At 69.2% G+C, this 18,796-nt stretch carries 19 protein-coding genes and 1 pseudogene; 4 read left to right on the top strand and 16 right to left on the bottom strand.

Annotated elements, in window-relative coordinates:
* Positions 1-5: 5 nt before the first annotated feature.
* Positions 6-500 (bottom strand): hypothetical protein, encoded by a 495-nt coding sequence (locus AB0F40_RS08170; protein ID WP_357465622.1) that lies wholly within the window; start codon positions 498-500, stop codon positions 6-8.
* Between the two features lie 193 nt (positions 501-693).
* On the opposite strand from AB0F40_RS08170, the gene AB0F40_RS08165 reads away from it, so the two are divergent.
* Positions 694-2,025, top strand: coding sequence for an endo-1,4-beta-xylanase (locus tag AB0F40_RS08165; RefSeq protein ID WP_357465621.1), 1,332 nt, complete (start codon positions 694-696; stop codon positions 2,023-2,025).
* Between the two features lie 89 nt (positions 2,026-2,114).
* Here AB0F40_RS08165 and AB0F40_RS08160 read toward each other — a convergent pair whose 3' ends face one another.
* The 6 genes and pseudogenes from AB0F40_RS08160 to AB0F40_RS08135 all read right to left on the bottom strand — a co-directional run.
* Entirely contained in the window at positions 2,115-2,555 is a 441-nt protein-coding gene (locus AB0F40_RS08160; RefSeq protein ID WP_357465620.1) for a pilus assembly protein, read from the bottom strand.
* A complete protein-coding gene (locus AB0F40_RS08155; protein ID WP_357465619.1) occupies positions 2,552-2,935 on the bottom strand; it encodes a TadE/TadG family type IV pilus assembly protein in 384 nt (127 codons plus the stop codon). The genes AB0F40_RS08160 and AB0F40_RS08155 overlap by 4 nt, the downstream gene beginning before the upstream one ends.
* Entirely contained in the window at positions 2,932-3,108 is a 177-nt protein-coding gene (locus AB0F40_RS08150; RefSeq protein WP_357465618.1) for a hypothetical protein, read from the bottom strand. The genes AB0F40_RS08155 and AB0F40_RS08150 overlap by 4 nt, the downstream gene beginning before the upstream one ends.
* Positions 3,109-3,148: 40 nt before the next feature.
* Positions 3,149-4,066 carry a type II secretion system F family protein gene (locus AB0F40_RS08145; protein ID WP_357465617.1) on the bottom strand — a complete coding sequence of 306 codons (918 nt, stop codon included), beginning with the start codon at positions 4,064-4,066 and terminating at the stop codon, positions 3,149-3,151.
* Positions 4,063-4,920, bottom strand: a complete 858-nt coding sequence (locus AB0F40_RS08140; protein ID WP_357465698.1) for a type II secretion system F family protein — start codon at positions 4,918-4,920, stop codon at positions 4,063-4,065. The genes AB0F40_RS08145 and AB0F40_RS08140 overlap by 4 nt, the downstream gene beginning before the upstream one ends.
* Positions 4,920-5,993: pseudogene (locus AB0F40_RS08135) on the bottom strand (ATPase, T2SS/T4P/T4SS family); the annotation flags it as partial. The gene AB0F40_RS08140 and the pseudogene AB0F40_RS08135, both read right to left, overlap by 1 nt.
* A gap of 368 nt (positions 5,994-6,361) precedes the next feature.
* On the opposite strand from AB0F40_RS08135, the gene AB0F40_RS08130 reads away from it, so the two are divergent.
* Positions 6,362-6,913 carry a hypothetical protein gene (locus AB0F40_RS08130; protein WP_357465616.1) on the top strand — a complete coding sequence of 184 codons (552 nt, stop codon included), beginning with the start codon at positions 6,362-6,364 and terminating at the stop codon, positions 6,911-6,913.
* A 72-nt stretch (positions 6,914-6,985) separates the two neighbouring features.
* Here the strand turns inward: AB0F40_RS08130 and AB0F40_RS08125 are convergent, their stop codons facing one another.
* Complete coding sequence (locus AB0F40_RS08125) at positions 6,986-7,648, bottom strand: hypothetical protein (protein ID WP_357465615.1); 663 nt, start codon at positions 7,646-7,648, stop codon at positions 6,986-6,988.
* A 1,128-nt stretch (positions 7,649-8,776) separates the two neighbouring features.
* On the opposite strand from AB0F40_RS08125, the gene lnt reads away from it, so the two are divergent.
* Positions 8,777-10,345 (top strand): apolipoprotein N-acyltransferase, encoded by a 1,569-nt coding sequence (lnt, locus tag AB0F40_RS08120; protein WP_357465614.1) that lies wholly within the window; start codon positions 8,777-8,779, stop codon positions 10,343-10,345.
* Positions 10,346-10,971: 626 nt separating this feature from the next.
* Here lnt and AB0F40_RS08115 read toward each other — a convergent pair.
* From AB0F40_RS08115 to AB0F40_RS08105, 3 genes are all read right to left on the bottom strand, one after another.
* Positions 10,972-11,202, bottom strand: coding sequence for a hypothetical protein (locus tag AB0F40_RS08115; RefSeq protein WP_357465613.1), 231 nt, complete (start codon positions 11,200-11,202; stop codon positions 10,972-10,974).
* 105 nt (positions 11,203-11,307) lie between these two features.
* Complete coding sequence (locus AB0F40_RS08110; protein WP_357465612.1) at positions 11,308-12,615, bottom strand: MFS transporter; 1,308 nt, start codon at positions 12,613-12,615, stop codon at positions 11,308-11,310.
* Positions 12,612-13,733: a PLP-dependent cysteine synthase family protein gene (locus AB0F40_RS08105; RefSeq protein WP_357465611.1), complete on the bottom strand. Its 1,122-nt coding sequence runs from the start codon at positions 13,731-13,733 to the stop codon at positions 12,612-12,614. The genes AB0F40_RS08110 and AB0F40_RS08105 overlap by 4 nt, the downstream gene beginning before the upstream one ends.
* Before the next feature lie 1,208 nt (positions 13,734-14,941).
* Here AB0F40_RS08105 and AB0F40_RS08100 point away from each other — a divergent pair.
* Positions 14,942-15,118 (top strand): ATP-binding protein, encoded by a 177-nt coding sequence (locus AB0F40_RS08100; protein ID WP_357465697.1) that lies wholly within the window; start codon positions 14,942-14,944, stop codon positions 15,116-15,118.
* A gap of 10 nt (positions 15,119-15,128) precedes the next feature.
* Here AB0F40_RS08100 and AB0F40_RS08095 read toward each other — a convergent pair whose 3' ends face one another.
* The 5 genes from AB0F40_RS08095 to AB0F40_RS08075 all read right to left on the bottom strand — a co-directional run bounded on the left by AB0F40_RS08095 (position 15,129) and on the right by AB0F40_RS08075 (position 18,561).
* Entirely contained in the window at positions 15,129-15,734 is a 606-nt protein-coding gene (locus AB0F40_RS08095; protein WP_357465610.1) for a cadmium resistance transporter, read from the bottom strand.
* Positions 15,735-15,954: 220 nt separating this feature from the next.
* On the bottom strand, positions 15,955-16,641 hold the full coding sequence (locus tag AB0F40_RS08090; protein ID WP_357465609.1) for a cation transporter: 687 nt from the start codon (positions 16,639-16,641) through the stop codon (positions 15,955-15,957).
* Positions 16,638-16,994: a metalloregulator ArsR/SmtB family transcription factor gene (locus AB0F40_RS08085; RefSeq protein ID WP_357465608.1), complete on the bottom strand. Its 357-nt coding sequence runs from the start codon at positions 16,992-16,994 to the stop codon at positions 16,638-16,640. The genes AB0F40_RS08090 and AB0F40_RS08085 overlap by 4 nt, the downstream gene beginning before the upstream one ends.
* A 289-nt stretch (positions 16,995-17,283) precedes the next feature.
* Positions 17,284-18,018, bottom strand: a complete 735-nt coding sequence (locus tag AB0F40_RS08080) for a ZIP family metal transporter (RefSeq protein WP_357465607.1) — start codon at positions 18,016-18,018, stop codon at positions 17,284-17,286.
* Between the two features lie 33 nt (positions 18,019-18,051).
* Entirely contained in the window at positions 18,052-18,561 is a 510-nt protein-coding gene (locus AB0F40_RS08075; RefSeq protein WP_357465606.1) for an isoprenylcysteine carboxylmethyltransferase family protein, read from the bottom strand.
* Between the last annotated feature and the right edge of the window lie 235 nt (positions 18,562-18,796).

Below are 18,796 nucleotides of genomic sequence, written 5' to 3'. Positions count from 1 at the left end.
GCGTCTCACCACGCCCGCGCCGTCGACGACGCGGACACCGTGACCCCACCGCCGAACGCGTCGGTGAACCAGCGCAGCAGCGGCGGCCGGGACACTCCCGCCAGTGCCACCCGGGCCGACCGCCCGTCCGGCGACGATGCCTCGGCCACCACCACGGGAATCCCCGGCGGATGCTCGGCGAGGTACTGCTCGACGGCGGCGCGCACGTCGGCGTCGGACAGGGTGAGGGGGGCGCCGTCGGCGGGCACACCGGCACCGGCGTAGAACGCGTCGGGAGACATCGCGCTCGCTGCGTCGGCCGCTGCGAGGTCCGCGACGTCGTACAGAGCCTTGCGGTCGAGGTGCACCGCGGTCGTCGAGGCGACCACCGCGACAAGCATCAGGGCGAACGCGACGAAGGCTGAGGTGAGCAGCATGATGCGGCCGGCCTCAGCGTCCCCGGCCGCGAGCACACCGCCTGCTCGTGCGTTGCGGCCGTTTGGCCTAGGAGGGCACATCATGCCCTCATTATGTGGTCAGTGACGGCTTCGCGCACGACCGGTCCGGACGGCCCGTCGGACGTCCCGGCAAAACCTAAACGTTTCACCTTCGAAAACGTTTAGCAGAACCTCTTGACAGGCGGTTCGCCACATCGAAATCCTTTTCCATGTTCGACGGGCCAAGGACGGCACGTCCCACACGAAGGGATCAACGATGACCCGAACGCTCACCCCACCGCGCCCCCGGCGCAGGCTGCGAGCCATCTCGCTCGCCACCGTCGCAGCTGTGGTGCTCACCGCAGGCGTGGCGGCCACCTCGGCGCAGGCCGCCGGGAGCACGCTGCAGGCAGCCGCCGCGGAGTCGGGCCGGTACTTCGGCACCGCGATCGCCGGCCACAGGCTCTCCGACTCGCAGTACACGACCATCGCGAACCGCGAGTTCAACATGGTCACCGCCGAGAACGAGATGAAGCTCGACGCGACCGAGCCGAACCAGAACCAGTTCAACTTCAGCGCCGGCGACCAGATCGTGAACTGGGCACAGAGCAACGGCAAGCAGGTCCGCGGTCACACGCTGGCCTGGCACTCCCAGCAGCCGGGCTGGATGCAGAACATGAGCGGCTCCGCCCTGCGCAACGCGATGCTCAACCACGTCACCCAGGTCGCCACCCACTACCGCGGCCAGATCCACTCGTGGGACGTGGTGAACGAGGCATTCGCGGACGGCTCCTCCGGCGCCCGCCGTGACTCGAACCTGCAGCGCACCGGCAACGACTGGATCGAGGCGGCGTTCCGCGCCGCCCGGGCCGCCGACCCGAACGCCAAGCTCTGCTACAACGACTACAACACCGACAACTGGAACCACGCCAAGACCCAGGCCGTGTACAACATGGTCCGCGACTTCAAGGCCCGCGGGGTGCCGATCGACTGCGTGGGCTTCCAGGGACACTTCAACAGCGGTAACCCGGTGCCGAGCAACTACCACACCACGCTGGGCAACTTCGCGGCCCTGGGGGTCGACGTCCAGATCACCGAGCTCGACATCGCGGGCTCGGGCACGTCGCAGGCGGAGCAGTACCGCGGGATCGTCCAGGCCTGCCTCGCCGTCGAGCGCTGCACCGGCATCAGCGTGTGGGGCGTGCGGGACTCCGACTCGTGGCGAGCCGGCGACACGCCGCTGCTCTTCGACGGCAACGGCAACAAGAAGGCCGCGTACAACTACACGCTGGACGCCTTGAACGCCGGCGGCGGCGGCAACCCGGACCCGGACCCCGAGCCGGGTGACGGCTGCACCGTGACCGTCAGCAGGGCGAACGAGTGGGGCGACCGGTTCAACGTCTCGCTCGCGGTCTCCGGGAGCTCGACGTGGCGGGTCTCGATCGGGCTGCAGGGCGGGCAGAGCCTGCAGAACTCATGGAACGCCACGGTCTCCGGCACCAGCGGCACCCTGACGGCGACACCGAACGGGGCGGGCAACAACTTCGGCATCACGGTCTACAAGAACGGCAACACCAACCTGCCGACGGCGACCTGTTCGGTCCCCTGACGGGCTGAACCGGCAGGCGGTCGGACCGACCTGCCCGGCACGACGGCGGTCCGCGTCCTCCGCCAAGGAGATGCGGACCGTCGCCGTGCTCAGGGCCGCACCTCGGAGTACCGGTCGACCGTCCCGGCGCGAGCCGCCTCGACCGGCACGGACAACGGCGCCCAGCCGCGCACGGCGTCCGGCAGCAGGGGCAGCGGCACCTCCACCAGCACGACGGCGCCCACCGTTGCGCCCGGCGTCAGGCACGGTGAGGCGGAGCACTCCAGGGACAGCACGCCGCGGTCGCGGGCGAAGCCCTGGTCGGCCAGGGCGATCCCGACGGCAGCCTCCGCGCGCACCGCCCCTGCCGACGACGACTCGGCGGTGACCATCGCGCGGACGGCCTCCCGGGCAGCGCCCTCGGCGGCGAACGCGCCCGCCTGGACCCGGCCCAGCGTCACCACGAGGTAGACCAGGGGAATGAGCAGGATCAGGGCGACGCCGAGGAACTCGACCATCGCGGAGCCGCGCTCGGACTCCCCCGCCGTCACGGCTCCTCCTCCAGCGCGTGCCCCCGGACCGTCAGCATGCCACCGGGCCCGAGCAGCCCGACCACGGGCAGCGGCGCACGCACCGTCACCTCCGTCACCACGGCGCCGTCGAACGTGGTGCGGCCCGCCGTGATGTCCCGGGCGTAGTCCCCGGTCAGGGCGTCGGTCAGGAGCGCACGGGTGCGCGCGACGCCGTCGGCCGGACCCCGGTCGGCGCGGGCCGCCACGCGTGCGCCCTCGGCCGCCGCGTCGGTGGCGAGCGAACGTACGTGCACCGCGAGCGCCACCTGGACCACACCGAGCAGCAACGCCAGGACCAGCACGGACACCAGGACGAACTCGGCAGCGGCGGAGCCGTGCTCCGGCCCGCCGGACCTCACCCCTGGCCCGTGACGCTGCTGATCGCCTGCCGGAAGGCGCTCTCGAGCAAGGGTCCCGCCACGGCCCAGAGCGCGACCACGAGGCCCGCCGTCATCAAGGTCACCAGGACCCAGCCGGGCACGTCGCCCCGTTCGCCGTCCTCGGCGCTCTCGAGCTCGTGGTTGTCGCGCATGGCGCTTCCTTTCGTCGGCAGACCCGTTCGCAGAGTCATGTCAGAGCCCGATCCGCAGGGTGGCCAGGCTGGGGAAAACAGCGAAGACGACGGTGACCGGAAGCACCAGGAACACCACCGGGACCATCATCAGGATCTCCTTGCGACCGCCCGCCTCCAGGAGGGACCGACGCCCGGCCTCCCGGACGTCGTCGGCCTGCGCACGGAGTACTTCGGCCAACGGGGTGCCTCGTTCGAGCGCGACCACGACGCCCTCGGCGAACCGCGACAAGGGCGGCAGACCGGACCGGTCCGCGAGCGCGGTGAGGGCAGCGGTCACCGGAGCCCCGGCCCGGACCTCGGCGACCATCCGTCTGATCTCTCCGGCCAGCTCCCCGCGCGCCGTCGAGGCCACCCGTTCGAGGGCCGCCGGTGGGCTCTCCCCCGCGGCCACGGCCAGGGCGAGCAGCTCTGCGATGGTCGGCAGCTCGGCGAGCAGCCGCTCCTCGCGCCGCCGCACCTGCGTCGTGAGGACCTGGTCACAGGCCACGTACCCACAACCACCCGCGACGGCGACCAGCACCACCAGCGGGATCACCGCCGCGCCGCGCGTCGCCGAGAGCAGCAGCGCGAGGCCGAGGCCCGTGGCGAGCCCGGCCACCGTCCATACGACCTGCCGGGCCCGGAAATGATCCACCGACTCGGCGGACCCGGCGCGGTCGAGCCTGCGCCGCACCTCCTCGCGGGGAGAACCGAACCGCTCGAGGCGCGCGCCGGCGTCGTGCAGACCGAGCAGTCGGACCACCGCCGACGTACGGCTGGCCTCCCGCAGCAGGGTCGACGTCGCGTCGCGCGGGCGCAGGTACGGCGTGAGCCGCTCGTCGAGGGTGACGGCGCGCGCCCGCAGCCGCGCCAGCACGATCAGGAGGCCCAGCGCGACGCCGAGGCCGGCGAGCGCCCCCGCCGCCCAACCCGTCACCGCAGCACCCTGCGCTCGGCGGGCAGCCGGCCGATCCGGAGCATCATCCGGTAGGCGACCAGCGCACAGAGCCCACCGGTGACCAGCACCGCGATCCCGGCTGGCGAGTCGTAGGCGCTCGCCGTCTCCGGACGGGTGGAGAGCAGCGCGAGCACCACCCAGGGCCCGGCCACGGCTACGCGGGCGCCGTTTACGGTCCAGCTCTGGCGTGCCTCCAGCTCGCCGCGCGTGGCGGCGTCCTCCCGCAGGAACCCGCTGAGGGTGCGCAGCAGGCGGCCCAGGTCCTGTCCGCCGACCTCGCGGGTGAGCCGCAGGGCCTCGACGATGCGGTCGGCGACGGGGTCGGCCAGGCGTTCCTTGAGCGCGTCGAGCGCGAGCCCGAACCGGCCACCGGCCCGGTAGTCGTGGGCGAAGCGGCTGAACGGCTCACGCAGCTCCGCGGGGCCGCGGTAGCCGAGCTGTGCGACGGCCTCCGGCAGGGACAACCCGGCGCGCACGCCGGAGGCGAGGTGGTCCACCACCTCCGGCCACACGTCCCGCAGCGCCCGACGGCGGCGCCGGGCCCGCGCTCGCACCAGCACGACTGGGCCGGGGACGGCCAGCAGGGCGAAGCAGGCCGCGATGGCCGGCGAGCGGGTCAGCGCGAGCCCGAGCAGCAGGGTCACCACGCCGAGCGCTGCGCAGGCACCGACAAGCATCCCGGGCGTGACGGAGGGCGCACCGGCCTGTGTCAGCAGGTCGCGGGTGCGCATCTGCCAGGTCACGCGTCCCGCCGGGCGCGGCGTCGGGGCCCAGAACGACCACCAGACGCAGAACGCGCCGACGCCCAGGAGCAGGCCGACCACCACGCCCATCAGCGGGCCGTCCAGGGGCCGGCGCCCGTCCGGGTCCCCGCCCCCGCCCACGGGCCGACGGCGGCGCGGGCGACCGGACGCGCACCGACCGGGACGATCCGTGGGTCCGCGAGCAGCGCCCGCACGTCGAACCCCGCGCGCTCGAACCGGTCCTCACCGGGTGGCATCCCGTCGCCCCGCCGCAGGTCGCCGTCGGCGTCCCGCTCGAAGATCCCGGCCGTCTCGATGCGGCCCTCCTCGACGCGGCCGGTCACCGCGACGACCTCGCGCACCTGGCGCCGCACCACGCCGTCCGCGGTCCGGCTCAGGCCGAGGTGCACCACGAGGTCCACGGCCGACGCGACGGTAGGGACCACGAACCGGTCGGACACGTTCTCCCCCGCCAGCAGCGGGAGCGTGGTCATCTTGGCCACCGCCTCCCGTGCCGTGTTGGCGTGCAGCGTGCACATCCCGGGGATCCCGCTGTTCAGCGCGATGAGCAGGTCGAACGCCTCTGCCTCGCGGACCTCGCCGATCACTATCCGGTCCGGGCGCATCCGGAGCGCCTCCTTGACCAGGCGCCGCAGCGGTACCTCCCCCGTGCCCTCGAGGCTCGCCGGACGCGTCTGCAGTGCCACGTGGTCACGGACGGGGAGGCGCAGCTCCCAGACCTCCTCGGCCGAGATGACCCGCTCGGACCCGGGGATCGACCCCGCCAGCGCGTTCAGCATCGTCGTCTTGCCCGCCTGGGTCTGCCCCGACACCAGGACGTTCAGCCCGGCCCGCACGGCGGCGTCGAGGAACGTCGCTGCCTGGGCGGTGAGCGAACCGAGCCGCACCATGTCGGCCAGCGAGTGGGCGCGGACCACGTGCTTGCGGATGTTCACCGCAAAATGAGCCCTGGTTATGTCGGGGATGACGACGTGGAGCCGCTCCCCGCCGGGCAGCCGGGCGTCGACGAACGGACTCGAGAGGTCGAGCCTGCGGCCGGAGGTCTTGAGCATCCGCTCCACCAGGTCGCGCACCTGCTCGGTGGTCAGGACCGTGCTGGTCAGCTCGGGCACACCGCGCCGCGCAACGTACACATGGGTCGGGTCGCGGGACTCGCTCTCCTCTATTCTGCCACTGGTAAAGCTGTGCAAAGATGATTAAAGGTCTATCACTGGCGGCCAGATCATTCTGAGTGGCCACGCCGTGTCGGCGACTCGAGGAGAAGACCGCGCTCGGCGCGGATGCGCATAGCCCGCCACCGTTTCGCGCACTACGTCGGCGAAGCATTGCAGCTCAGCCATTAAGTCCGCTCTCCAAAGGACGGCATTACCAACCCTGGCCCGAAGACTGCCGGGTTTTCGGGAGGCGGGCGTCAAAGCGACCACACAGCGGACAAACTCTGACTCCACTGTTTGCCTGCGGTTCGTCAAGCTGGCTTGACGAACCGCCGCACGTCAAGTGAACTTGACGCATGGCGGACGATGACGTGACGGCACCTGACCCCCTCCAGTTCGACGTACTCCGGCTCGAAGAGCTCACTCGCGTGGTCGACCCACGAGAGATTCCCGGAGAGCCGGAGTATCTACGTGCCGCCGGGCCCTTCACCAGCCAGTACCTCGAGGTGTGGGAGACCTACGAAGTGCGGGCCATGCACGCTCGGGCCCTCGAACGACCGAGGTTTCCGGATCCGGAGGCCGACGCCGCCCTACGCCGTCGCCTCGACGAGATGCCCATGGTGCCTGCTCTCTACGCGCTCGGGGCCAACGCCGCCGTCGTCCAGGATCTGATCGACGGCCGCTGGGAAGCCATGCGGGCCGCGCGTGAGGACGGTGCCACCTGGGAGCAGATCGGCCGGGCTCTGCGGATCACGAAGCAGGGCGCCCAGGATTTCTACAAGCGTTGGGAAACCGACCAGGATGTGCCTCTTGCTGAGCCCGATTGCGAACCGGCAGACGACGAGTACATAGCCGTGGAGCAGCCGCGCGAGCTCGGCACGGCCGACCACGGCTTGGAGGAGGCGTAGGGAGCGAACCGCGGCCTCTTCGCGGGGCCGTTCCTGCGGGTCCGCTTCGTGGCCTGCTGGACGCAGCACCGATCAGCGCCGGTGGCGGAGGTCGACGGGCTGCCGACCTCGATCGGTCTGGTGTGCAGCGACCACGGGGATCCGGCCTTCGCGAACGCTGTGGTCGATGAACGCCTTGACATCCTTGACCGCGATACCGCTGCTGCCGACCCAGCCTTTCCTGACGAGTTCAGCGAACTGCTCGTTGCTCAGCCACCGGCCCAGGTTGTCGTGAGTGACTGCAGGTCCACCGTTCGTGCCCTTCAGCCGGCCGGCGTCGTGCAGTCGCTTGAGCAGCTCGGAGGGGATGTACATCCCCCGCGTCAGCTCGCTCTCTTTCATGGGTGACTCGACGGGGTAAGCAAACTTCGTGAAGGTGGCTGCCGGTCCGAGCCGGAACAAGGCAGGATCGTGTTGGCTGGTCGCTCCCTGGCCGAGGCTGTCGAACCGCACCATCCGTTCCAGCTGGTCGGGCAATCGTGTGTCCACCTGCGCGATGCGCCCTTCGCCGGGCATGGAGGGCTTCTTCATGCGGTTGTACTGGACCAGGACGAAGCACTGGAAGTCGTGGCTGTAGTAGACGAGGTCCACACCGGTAGCGGTCTCCACCTTTGTGGCGTTCACGTTCATCACCTCAAGCGTGTGCCGCCCGTCTTTGAAGCGAAAGATGTCTTCCCGCTCCGGAGCCCCGTTCATCCCGGGGAAGTTGAGCGTACGTCTGCGCGCCGCACCAGCTACCCACGTCAGGTCTCAAAGTTGGCTCCGTCACTGTCGATCCCACAGATGGGTACGGAAAGACGCTACCTGACCTGCGCGTTTATCGCTACGAAAGGCGAGTTTGCATAGGAAAACCCCGCCTTTTCTGCCCAGAGTTCGCTCCAGTAACTATCGAGAAGGGAGGTGGATCGAACGTACGCACCTAGCGGCGACCTGCCTACGCAGGTCTCGTGCATCGCTCAGGAGCCATCGAGCCCCCGCTTGCTCTGACTTCGCGACGACCGGTTGCGTCGCGGTGACGAGCCGAAGAGGCTGGTTGGGTGGCGTCGAAGAGCCAGCACGCCTCGTCCGTCAACCCGGCTCCCAGCGGGAGTCTGCCCAACCACGACCCCCGAGCATGGGAACACCCGGCGCGTTTCGACCCCGAACGATTCCTCGGCCAGGATCCCGACCCGTTCGCGTTCGTGCCGCAGGGTGGTGGCGACCTGGCCGCGCATCATCGGTGCCCGGCGAGCCGATCGCCACCCGACTCATGGGCGTGGCACTCGATCAACTGGTCAGGCACATGACCTACACACCGGTCCAGCCACCAGCTCCCATCGACTACAAGCGGCTCCCCGCCCTGCCCTGCCCGCCGACGGCTTCCGGATCCACAACGTCTCCTCGCGCCGATCCTGAGATGCGAGCCGCGCACGAAGGAATTGACCCGGTCCTGGCCTCGACCCGACTTTCGACCATTGGCGACCATGTGCCATGGTCCTTCGTTGATCTCACAAAAAAGGACCGGCGGCAGAGGGGCTCTGCCGGTTGCCGACGGCATTAGGCTCATCGCGCGCAACACTGGCGGCGATCGGGACCTCTGGTGCAGCGCCCGCGTTGAGCGCGACAGGAGACAGCCTCGCTCGGCCCCCGGTGAGGCGCCTGCCCGGAGACGGGATCGCACACATCACGACGTCCGACTCTTCAGGAGCACTCATCGACCTCCACGACGGCACCGCCCTGAGTGACACCGCACATGAGCCAGCGGCCGACTTCACCCGTGTCTCCGGCTTCCGGCGACGATGGCCGAGCAGGACTGCACGCAGGGCGGGGGACACGGAACGTCTCGTGCCGTTGCCTGCGGCGCTCGCCCTGGCGGTGGCCGGCGGGTTCGCGCTCGACGCGTCGTTCCCCGCGCTCGGCTGGTGGCCCCTCGCGTTCGTCGCCGTCCCGCTCGCGCTGGTCTCTCTCATCGGACGGACCCTGTGGGGCGGAGCGCTCGTCGGTGCGGCTTTCGGCGCGGCGTTCTACTTTCCGCACCTGTCCTGGGCCGCGCAGTTCCTCGGCGACAACTCCCTCGGCTGGGTGCCGTGGGTGGCGCTGGCGACCGTGGAGACCCTCCTGGTCGCTGCGCTCTCGCCCCTCATCGTGCTGGCCTACCGGTGGCTACCTCGCTGGCGCGACACCCGGACCGTGCGGCTGCTGGTGCTCCCCGCACTGGTCGCCGGGGCGTGGGTGGCGCGGGAGCTCATCCTCGGCTCCTGGCCGTATGGCGGGTTTCCCTGGGGGCGGTTAGGGATGAGCCAGTCGGAGAGCCCGATCGCCCCCGTCGCGTCATGGGTAGGCGTCTCCGGGCTCGGGTTCCTGATGGTCGTCCTGTGCGCCGGGGCCGTCGAAGCCGTCCGGTGGACCAGTCACGTCAGGCGGGCGCCGCTGGGTGAGGACTACAGCACTCACTTACGGCACCGGGCCCTTCTGTCGAGCGCAGTCCCCGTCGGTCTGCTGACCGTGCTCCTGCTCGTCGTTCCCCAGTTCCCGACCGACGACGCCGGCACGATCCGGGTCGGCGCCGTGCAGGGCAACGGGCCCGCCGCCTACGCGGACGAGCGCGCACCGAGCCAGGTGCTGGACTCCCAGTTGGCTGCCTCGGCGCCCCTGAAGGACGAGCAGGTGGACGTCGTGGTGTGGCCGGAAGGCGGAGTCGACAGCGACCCCGTCACCGAACCCGTCACCGCGCGGGCCCTCAGCGCGGCAGCCGTCGCCTACGGTGCCCCGCTGCTCCTCAACGCGGCGTCGGCCAAGGAGGGCCGCTTCTACAACACCTCGTTCCTCTGGACCGAGGACGGCGTCGAGACCACGCATGCGAAACGCCACCCCGTCCCGTTCGGTGAGTACGTGCCCGACCGAGACCTGTACGAAGCGATCGCCCCCGGTCTCGTCGGCCTCCTGCAGCGCGAGTACGCGCCCGGGACCGACTCGCCGGTCTTCGACCTGGACCGTGCGAGGGTCGGGCTGGCGATCTGCTTCGACGTGGCCTTCGACGACGTCATCCAGGAAGGCGTGCGCGACGGCGCGCAGGTGTTCATGTTCCAGACGAACAACGCCGACTTCCGCGGCACCGACGAGAACTTGCAGCAGGTCGCCATCGCCCGCATGCGCGCGATCGAGACCGGGCGCAGCGTCGTCAACGTCTCCACCACGGGCACCAGCCAGATCTTCACGCCCGACGGCAGCACGGTCCAGACTCTCGCGAGCGAAGAGGCGGGACTCATGGTCGCCGAGATCGAGCTGCGCGACGGACTCACCGCCGGGGCCGTGCTCGGCCCATGGATTCAACAGCTGTTGTTGTGGGGAACCTTGCTGAGCCTCACGCTCCTCGCTGTCCGCGTTCGACGGGCGCCGCCCGACTCCCCGTGATCGCCGTCGCACAATAATCACGGAGCACACCCCCCGTGATCACTACCGCCGCGGGTTGCGTCCGGTCGCCACGCTGTCCCGGACACGGCCCCAGTCACCGTGCTGCATGTGCCGTTGAAGCACACCTGGGATGAGCAGGGCGCTTGGCATCGCGATCGCGACGTCGGGAGCGCGGGTCGGGTGGGTCGGCAGGAACGGGACGAGAGCCAGTCCGGCCAGAGACGTTGCGGGACGTCTCGGGCCCGGTCGGCCACAGCGGTCGGGTCCTGGTCGGGCGGACGCGGCGCGAAGATGCGGGTGCAATAGCGCAGCCGTTCGGTGACCGACAGGTCACGGTCGATTCCGTGGAGCACTGTGCGTAGCAGCGGCGGCGGCAACGTGGTCAGCCGTTTCATCGACAGGATCATCAGCCCGCCAAGGTCGTGGGTGGCGCTCGGCTCGGTGCTTGTGTGAACGTCTCGGATCAGCGGTACCAACCTCGCGCGGCGATACACATGGTCAACTGCGTCCCCCGTCGCTCTGTGCGGTCACGGCGGTGCACCCGATGGTGACGAACCGGCCCCGCCGACTACTCCCGCTGGCAGCCACCACGCCGCAGATTCTCAACGTAATGTCGGAAATGACAACTACTCGACAAATCGTTGAGAAACCGGCAGGTCTGATGAGAACCTACTGATCTGCACGATCGCGTAACCGATGACGATCATAATGACATTCACCGCCAGGGTCGCGATGACGGGCGGAATGTTTTTGGCGACCATGACGCGGACACGGCGGGGCTCGAGGGCGAATGTTGACGTCGACACCATGGGTTGCCGCAGCAGCAGGCCGACTCCGGCCTCGCTGCGCAGGCTCACCGGCACCGATGGGGCCGCAGGGTTGTCGTCCGTTCGTTCCAACGGAGCTGCCGGCGTGGGCGGGCGGCTGGGTGCCGCCCGCCCCGAGTGCCTCCGAGCTCGCGATCAGACCGTCGCTGGCTGCGGATCGGCCGAGCGCACGGGCGTCGCGAGGCGACCGGTGCGGTGCAGACCGCACATGGCTGCCGCACAGCCGAGACCGAGGACGATCAGCGCTACCCATGGCAACGCCGGTACTCCGGCCGCACGAGCCACGTCCAGGGACACTCCTGTAAGCAGGTTCCCGAGGGTGATACCTATGCCGCAGATGGTGTTGTACAGGCCGTAGTGCGTAGCCACTAGCCGGCCACCGGAGAGCCGGACGATGGTGTCCATCTCGAAGGGGTAGGCGATCATGGTGCCGATGGCCAGCAGCAGCGCGGCGAGCGCGGGCGGCACTGCTGCAAGCAGCCACAGCGCTGCGCCGGATGTCGGGACGGGCACCGCAGTGGCCAGCAGCAGCGGCACGAACGCCAGGCCCATGGCCATCAGGCCCCGGATCAGTACCTGGCCGGGCTCGTAGCGCGCCTTGCACCAGGCGGTCACCCGTGACTGACCGAGAATGGTGGCCAGTCCGGACACGACGAACAGCAACGCGACCGCCGCCGTGCTGAACTGTCCGTCCCCACCGAGTCGGCGCACCTCCAGGGGAAGGGACAGGTAGAACTGGAAGGTGAGCACGTACGAGCCGATCATGGCGCCGGAGAAGAGCAGGAAGGGCCGGTTGGCAAGGATGCCGCGCCATTGGACGAGCACACCTTCCTGGCCCCGCTCCTCCTCCTTCTCCTTCGTGTTCGCAGCTCGCCGCCCGGGCAGTGCGCGGATCTGTACGACGCTGAGCAGTGCGAAGATCCCGGCCGACACCAGGCACGTGATGCGGAAGCTCACGCCGGTCAACACCATGCCCACTAGCGGACCGAGCAGGATCCCGGCCTGGTAGAAGACGTTGAACAGCGCGAACGCCTCGACCCTGCGCTCTCCCGCATCCGCGGCGAGATATGCCCGGACGGCCGGGTTGAACAGCGCTCCGGCGAGCCCGGTAGCGGCGGAGGCGGCGATGAGCGCGGCCAGCGAGTCGGCGAAGCCGAGCGTCGCGAAGCCGACCGTGCGCAGCACGCAACCCGCCACGATCATCGGTTTGTAGCCGAACCGGTCGGCGAGCGTGCCGCCGACGAGGAACATGCCCTGCTGGCTGAAGTTGCGAATGCCCAGGACGAGTCCGACGACCCAGCCGGCCAGGGCGAGCGTTCCGGACAGGTGGGCGGCCAGATATGGCATCAGCATGTAGAAGCCGAGGTTGATGGTGAACTGGTTCACCATCAACAGCTGGACGCTGCGGTCGTACGTGCGCACCTGCGCGAGAGTGCTCGTCACCGGCTCACCTGCGCCGCCTCGAGGTGCCCGAGTTCAGCGTTCTCGCCTGTCCGCTCCTCGCGCTCGGTGTCACTGACAGCTCGGGCTTCCCCCGGCGGCTTGGCGAGCGTGAGTGGGTCGACCACGGTGGCGCACCGGGTCCAGCGGGTGGCCTCCTTCTCGTCCACACGGCTGATCACCTCAGGCTCGGGTGCGGACGGGGAGTCGAGCAGGCCGTGGGCGGCGCAGTAGTCGTCGTCGAACACGGTTCCGAGGTAGCGCTGCGGGCCGTCCGGGAAGATCGCCGCGATCCGTGTGTCGGACGGCATCGTCCGGGCCAGCCACCCGGCCACCAGGGCGACCGCTCCCACGCTCCACCCGCCGGTGGCGTAGTGCGAGCTGGCCAGCTGCCGGCAGGTCCACACCGCCTCCGCCGGGGCGACCCAGTGCACCTCGGAGAAGTTTTCGTACGCCACGTTACGGGGGTAGATGCTCGACCCCAGACCCCGCATCAGCCGAGGCCGGGCAGGCTGACCGAAGATCGTGGAGCCAATGGTGTCGACCCCGACAACCCGGAGGTCGGGGTAGAGCTGCTTGAGCACCCTCGAGATGCCGGCGGAGTGGCCTCCGGTGCCCACACTGCACACCAGGACGTCGATGTGGCGCAGCTCTGTGGCGAGCTCCAGAGCGAGCGGGATGTAGGCGGTGGTGTTGTCCGGGTTGTTGTACTGGTCCGGGCACCAGGAGCCCGGGTGCTGCGCCATAAGCTCCTGGACGCGTTCGCGGCGGGCCTGCTGCCAGCCGCCGGCGGGGTGCGGCTCGGAGACCATGTCGACCTGGGCACCGTACGCGGTCAGCAGCCGGGTCATGGGTAGCTCCAGGCCCGGGTCGGTGACGAGGGTGACCGGATGGCCGTAGACCATTCCGGCCAGGGCAAGGCCCAGGCCGAGGGTGCCGCTGGTGGACTCGATGATGCGTGCGCCGGGCGACAGGTCGCCGCGCGCGCGGGCCCGCTCCACCATGTGCAGGCCGGGCCTGTCCTTGATCCCCCCGGGGTTGAACCCTTCCAGCTTCGCCCAGAAGCCACGGTCTGCGGGTGTCAGCGGCTGGGACACCCGCAGCAGCGGGGTATTGCCCACTAATCCCGACAAAGTGGAACGGTCCCGAGTGACGGCAGTGTTCATCAGTGAATGCATCTCTTTCGCTCTCGATCGATGAATGCGTGGTACGTGTTCATCTCGCGCCACGGCCACATGACCGGAGGTCAGTCCGGGCTCGTGGAACCGTCGCGGGGCAGCCGTACATGACATACGACTGCGATCGAAAGGTCTAGAGGCGCCACCGTGATGTGCGGACGAGCACAGCCCAGCCCGCACGCACTCTGCTACGTCGGTACGGCCGACGGCACGCAGGCGGCGCGCCCACGACCGCGAAGAAAGCCACGAGCGTCGCTCCTGCTTCGGCGGGTGGACGCTCGACAACCTGGGCCGTCGTACGCACCACTACGTCCGCACCACACTCGTCGCCCCCGTGGAGCGCGTGGGGCGAGTGGTGCCCGTGGGGCGCTACGGCCGACACGGCTGGTAGCGGGGCGGCAGTCGTCAACCGGTCCGCCTCTTCAGCAGACCCGTACACAAGGGCGCACATGCCGATCACCACCAACAGGCTTCCGGAGAACAAAGAAGCGAGTCGGCGCCGCCATCGTGAAGGGATCAGGGACCGCTGAACGGACGCGGACGCGTCAGCGCATGTCAGCACAAGCTCTCCGTGCACCCACCAATTTCGGCCATGGCCGCCGATCGTGCGGAGGAACAGCGGGCATGAGTGGGGTAGGTGAGCGCCACTGTTTCGGAGCAGAATCCGAATCGGCGGGGTGGGGTCCCACTCTCATCGCGCAGAGACTGGTGTATCACCCGGTCGTCAGAGCGGGCGTCGCCGAAAAGACCGGACCCGGGAACAGTCCGAGCCTTGATGCTGATCATCGTCCCCGTCATGACTAGACGGGACGGGCCCTGGTTCGTTGAATGGCGCGACCACGGGAGCCGCTGAACTGCGAGCCAAGTGTGCCTTGATGCCCTTGGCGTGCACTCCGTGCGTGGACACGATGTCGAACAACAGCGAGCGCTCACTGGATGCACCGGGTGAAAAGGCCGTAATCATACCGTGATGTTAGCGGCTCTCGGGTGTTGATGCCGCGTGAAGCCTACGGCCGCTCCCACATTCCCAAATCACACTTGAACCAATACCACCTGCGCGCCGAACGTCGGCCGATAGGGCGTTCCGAAGGGCACAAGGGCGGCCGTGCCGATCGTGACCTCGAACCTCAACTTCGGCCGCTGGGGGCGAGATCTTCGGCGACGACGTCATCGCCGCCGCCACGATCGATCGTCTCGTCCACCACGCCGAAGCCATCACCCTGGACGGCGAGTCCTCCCGCACCCCGCTCCCTCAGAATTCGGCGGCCGTTGACAACCTTTCGTCACGGTGCGGATGGCGTGCGGATGCGGTCGGTGTTGAACGCTGACAGGTAGGTGCTATCCGATGCCGAAGGCGCCGCCCTCGATGAGGATGACCGCGCCCAAGCCGATCAGGACCAGCGGGAACAGGACGTGTTCCCAGCGTTCCAGGATCCGGGCGATCGGCTTGCGGGTGGCGACGAACTTCGCCGCCAGCACCAGGACGGCAATGAGGAGGAGGAACACGATCGAGTAGGCGATGATCGCCCCGGTTCCGACAGTGACGAAGACCGGGACGTAGACGCCGATGTTGTCCCCGCCGTTGGCGAAGGTGACGCCGGCGACGGTCCACGCACTGATCGCCTTGCCGGCGACCTTCTCCTCGTCATCATCGTCATCGCCCCCACGCCAGGCCTTCCAGGCTGCGATCAGACCAAGCGCCAGGGGAATGAGGCCGAAGTAGGCGATCAGGTCCTGCGGCAGGAACGTGGCTGCGCCCAGGGAGACGAGGACAGAGACAACGAGGATCGCGCCGAAGCCGAGGTACTGGCCCGCGATGATCTTTCGTGTGGTGCCACGCATACCGGCGCCGCGGGCGAAGAACAGCGACAGGATGATGATGTCGTCGATGTTGGTGGCCAGGAACAGGCCGATTCCTTGCAGGATCGGGGTGATCAGATCCATGACTGCCTTTCAGTGAAGGGCCGGCGCTGGTGCCGGTGTGCGATGAACGGTCAGTGAGGACCGCGGTCAAGCGGCCACGACCCTCACTGGCCGAGATCCCTGGCCGGCGAGCGGTGCCCGGCTCTCGTGCCGTCAGCTGTGGATGATGCAGTGCGTCGCGGTCAACGCCGGTCGCGGGGACGGCTGTGCTGGTCTGACCTGTGGGGGTGGCCGTGGCCCATCAATTCCGCCCTGTGTCCTCGTGTGTCTCGTGCACGCTGTCGTCCTGGTCGAGGTCTTCGAGGACCTCGAACGGTGACTCCACTTCGCCGCTCCAGGCCTCCAGGCCTTCCCGCACGGCGAGATAGGCCACCACCAGGGCGGCGACCGAGTCGGCCCATGCCCACCCGAACAGCGAGTTGGCCAGCAGGCCGATCAGGACGGTGCCGGACAGGTAGATGCACAGCAGCAGCTGCTTGGCGTCGGCCTGCACGCTTGCCGAGCCCAGCTCGCGCCCGGTGCGGATCTCGTACCAGGCCAGGGCCGGCATCACCAGCAGGCTCAGGGTCGCGATCCCGATACCCAGAGGGCTGTGGTCGACGTCGGGACCGACACCGGTCAGGGACACGGCCGCGTCCACGGTGACGTAAGCGGCCAGGGCGAAGAACGCGATCGCAATCGCCCGGACAGTCGCCTTCTCCCACTTCGCGGGGTTCTTGCGAGTGAATTGCCACGCGACAGCGGCAGCGGAGGCGACCTCGATGATGGAGTCGAGGCCGAAGCCGATCAGCGCGGCCGACGATGCCTGCGCACCGGCCGTGATGGCCACGGCCGCTTCGATGACGTTGTAGGTGATGGTGAACCCGACGATGAACCGCACCCGCCGGTGCAGGACCTGGCGGCGCTCGGCGGTGATGGTCGCACTCATCGGACGCACGCCCCGGCGCAACCCGGGCTCGGGCAGGCGCCATCTACGCAGGGGGCGTCCTCGTCCACCGCGAGGGTCACGTCGATCAGCATGGTCAGCACCGCCGCCAGGCGCGGCTCGCTGATCTCGTACCGGTTCTGACGCCCTTCCGGTTCGGCCACCACGATCCCGCAGTCACGCAGACACGTCAGGTGGTTGGACACGTTCGACCGCGTCAGCCCCAGCTCCCGGGCCAGGACCGCTGGGTAGGACGGCCCGCCCAGCAAGGTCAGCAGGATCCTGGATCTGGTCGGGTCGGCCATCGCACGACCCAGCCGGTTCATCACGTCCACACGCGAAGCAATGGTCAGCATGCACTGACCATACAGTGCATGCTGACCACTCGAGCAGCCCCGGCCGGGGCGGCGCGGCCAGCGGTGCACCTCCGACCGGCATGCCCAACCCCTTCGGCCCTTCGTCGGCAGCAATCCTGACCGCCGCCGCGCCCTTCTCGGTACAGGGCATTTTGAGTATCCGTCACGCGCCTGTTCGACAGGGCCACGTGCGGCAGCCGGCCGATGGACGGGAGCGGCTTGCCCGACGCCAGCCCCCCCCGCCCCCCGGGGCTGACTCCGCGAGCGTGGCGATCGCCGACCCTCGTGGTTAGCCGAGGTAGACCGAGATGAGCGCGAAGAGTGCGAATCCCGCCGTCAGAAAGACCGGGCCAAGCCGGCTGGTGTCCCCCTTGTGCGCCTCGGTGATCATCTCCTCCACCACGACGCTGGTCAGTGCGCCACCGGTCAGAGCCAGCACGGAGAGCGTCACGATGTCAGGCGCCCCGCGCAGAGCGAAGTAGCCGATGACCGCGCCGGCGAGGACCGGGATCGCGAAGGACAGCGCCATCAGGATCCGTTGGCGGCGGGAGACGCCCGCGCGGCGCAGGGTAGCGACGGCTGCGAACCCTTCCGGGACGTCGGCGGGAACCTGCCCGATCGCCAGCAGCAGACCGAGAGCGGGGTTCAGCACGGTGCCGGTCCCGATCATCACCCCGTCGCTGAACAGGTCGATGGACACGCCGGCGAAGATCGCCAGCGGCCCGCTGGCCTCATCGTCAGGGCTGATACGTGTCTTCACGTAGCCGATGGCTTGCTCGAGCCCGATGAACGCGACGCTACCTACGACGAACGCGGCGACCGGTACCCACGCGGGCGTGCCCGTGAGCGCTTCGGGCATGAGCTCCAACCCCACGACCGCCAGCACGATGCCCGCCGCCAGGTGCAGGGCGAGGCTGAGCACACGCTCCGAGACGTCGAACAGCTCGGCGGCCAGGCCGCCGACGAAGTTGCCGGCAGCGGGCAGCGCGGCCAGCGCGACCACGAGCAGGAATCCGTCGAGCATGAGCCAGGCTCCCGGGGCATCGCTGTGGACAGGTCAGGCAGTGCCGCGGCCCCACCACCGATGGGTCCGGTCGGCGTAGTCGAGATACGGCCGTCCGAACAGGCGCGTGAGATGCCGCTCCTCGACAGGCACCCATGTCGCGTATGCCACGGCGAGAGTTGCGGACCAGGCCAGCGCCGTGGCGCTGCGACGCATCACGGCGGCACCGGCCAGAGCGGTCAGGTAGCCGAGGTACTGCGGATGGCGTGAGTGCCGGTAGATCCCCGAGGTGATCAGTGGCTGAATGCGAGTGCCGGTCGCTTGCGACGGTCCGGAGAACTGACGCATCGCGCTCACGCACGCCGCCACGCCGACTCCGACCGATGCCGCACCCGCCACCCGCGCCGGCCACGTCGGCAGTGGCAGCCGATGGTCAGGGCTACGTAGCGCACGGACCGTCAGTCCGGCATGCGTGAGATAGGCGATCCACAGAGAGGTTGCCGTACTCGGCCGCAGCTGCCCGTGCTGATCGAGGTCCCGGGCCATCCGGCCGAGCAACGGCATACGCCGTACCCGTGCCGCCGTCATGGGGCGTCCCGAGGTGTCCGGTCAGCGGGACGGACGGCGGCTGCTTCTACGAACGGCGCAGCCGCCTTCACGATCACCGACTTCATCATCAGGACGAACATCCACGAAAGTCTTTCATGACGCTTGCCGCACAGCACCCGCACTGCCGAGCCACCGCTTCCAGGCGCGCTGTGGGCACAGGACCACACCTGGCGACAAAGGACCACCGCCA

The sequence above is a fragment of the Promicromonospora sp. NPDC023987 genome (assembly GCF_040639055.1).
GTDB lineage: Bacteria > Actinomycetota > Actinomycetes > Actinomycetales > Cellulomonadaceae > Promicromonospora.
This window is presented reverse-complemented; position numbering and strand designations above follow the sequence as displayed.

What these genes read in the sequence shown, in the direction of transcription:
- AB0F40_RS08170 (WP_357465622.1), bottom strand. Translation starts at nt 500, where the DNA reads ATGATGTGCCCTCCTAGGCCAAACGGCCGCAACGCACGAGCAGGCGGT.
- AB0F40_RS08165 (WP_357465621.1), top strand. Translation starts at nt 694, where the DNA reads ATGACCCGAACGCTCACCCCACCGCGCCCCCGGCGCAGGCTGCGAGCC.
- AB0F40_RS08150 (WP_357465618.1), bottom strand. Translation starts at nt 3,108, where the DNA reads ATGCGCGACAACCACGAGCTCGAGAGCGCCGAGGACGGCGAACGGGGC.
- AB0F40_RS08140 (WP_357465698.1), bottom strand. Translation starts at nt 4,920, where the DNA reads ATGGGCGTGGTGGTCGGCCTGCTCCTGGGCGTCGGCGCGTTCTGCGTC.
- AB0F40_RS08130 (WP_357465616.1), top strand. Translation starts at nt 6,362, where the DNA reads ATGGCGGACGATGACGTGACGGCACCTGACCCCCTCCAGTTCGACGTA.
- AB0F40_RS08125 (WP_357465615.1), bottom strand. Translation starts at nt 7,648, where the DNA reads ATGAACGGGGCTCCGGAGCGGGAAGACATCTTTCGCTTCAAAGACGGG.
- AB0F40_RS08095 (WP_357465610.1), bottom strand. Translation starts at nt 15,734, where the DNA reads ATGGATCTGATCACCCCGATCCTGCAAGGAATCGGCCTGTTCCTGGCC.
- AB0F40_RS08090 (WP_357465609.1), bottom strand. Translation starts at nt 16,641, where the DNA reads ATGAGTGCGACCATCACCGCCGAGCGCCGCCAGGTCCTGCACCGGCGG.
- AB0F40_RS08085 (WP_357465608.1), bottom strand. Translation starts at nt 16,994, where the DNA reads ATGCTGACCATTGCTTCGCGTGTGGACGTGATGAACCGGCTGGGTCGT.
- AB0F40_RS08080 (WP_357465607.1), bottom strand. Translation starts at nt 18,018, where the DNA reads ATGCTCGACGGATTCCTGCTCGTGGTCGCGCTGGCCGCGCTGCCCGCT.
- AB0F40_RS08075 (WP_357465606.1), bottom strand. Translation starts at nt 18,561, where the DNA reads ATGCCGTTGCTCGGCCGGATGGCCCGGGACCTCGATCAGCACGGGCAG.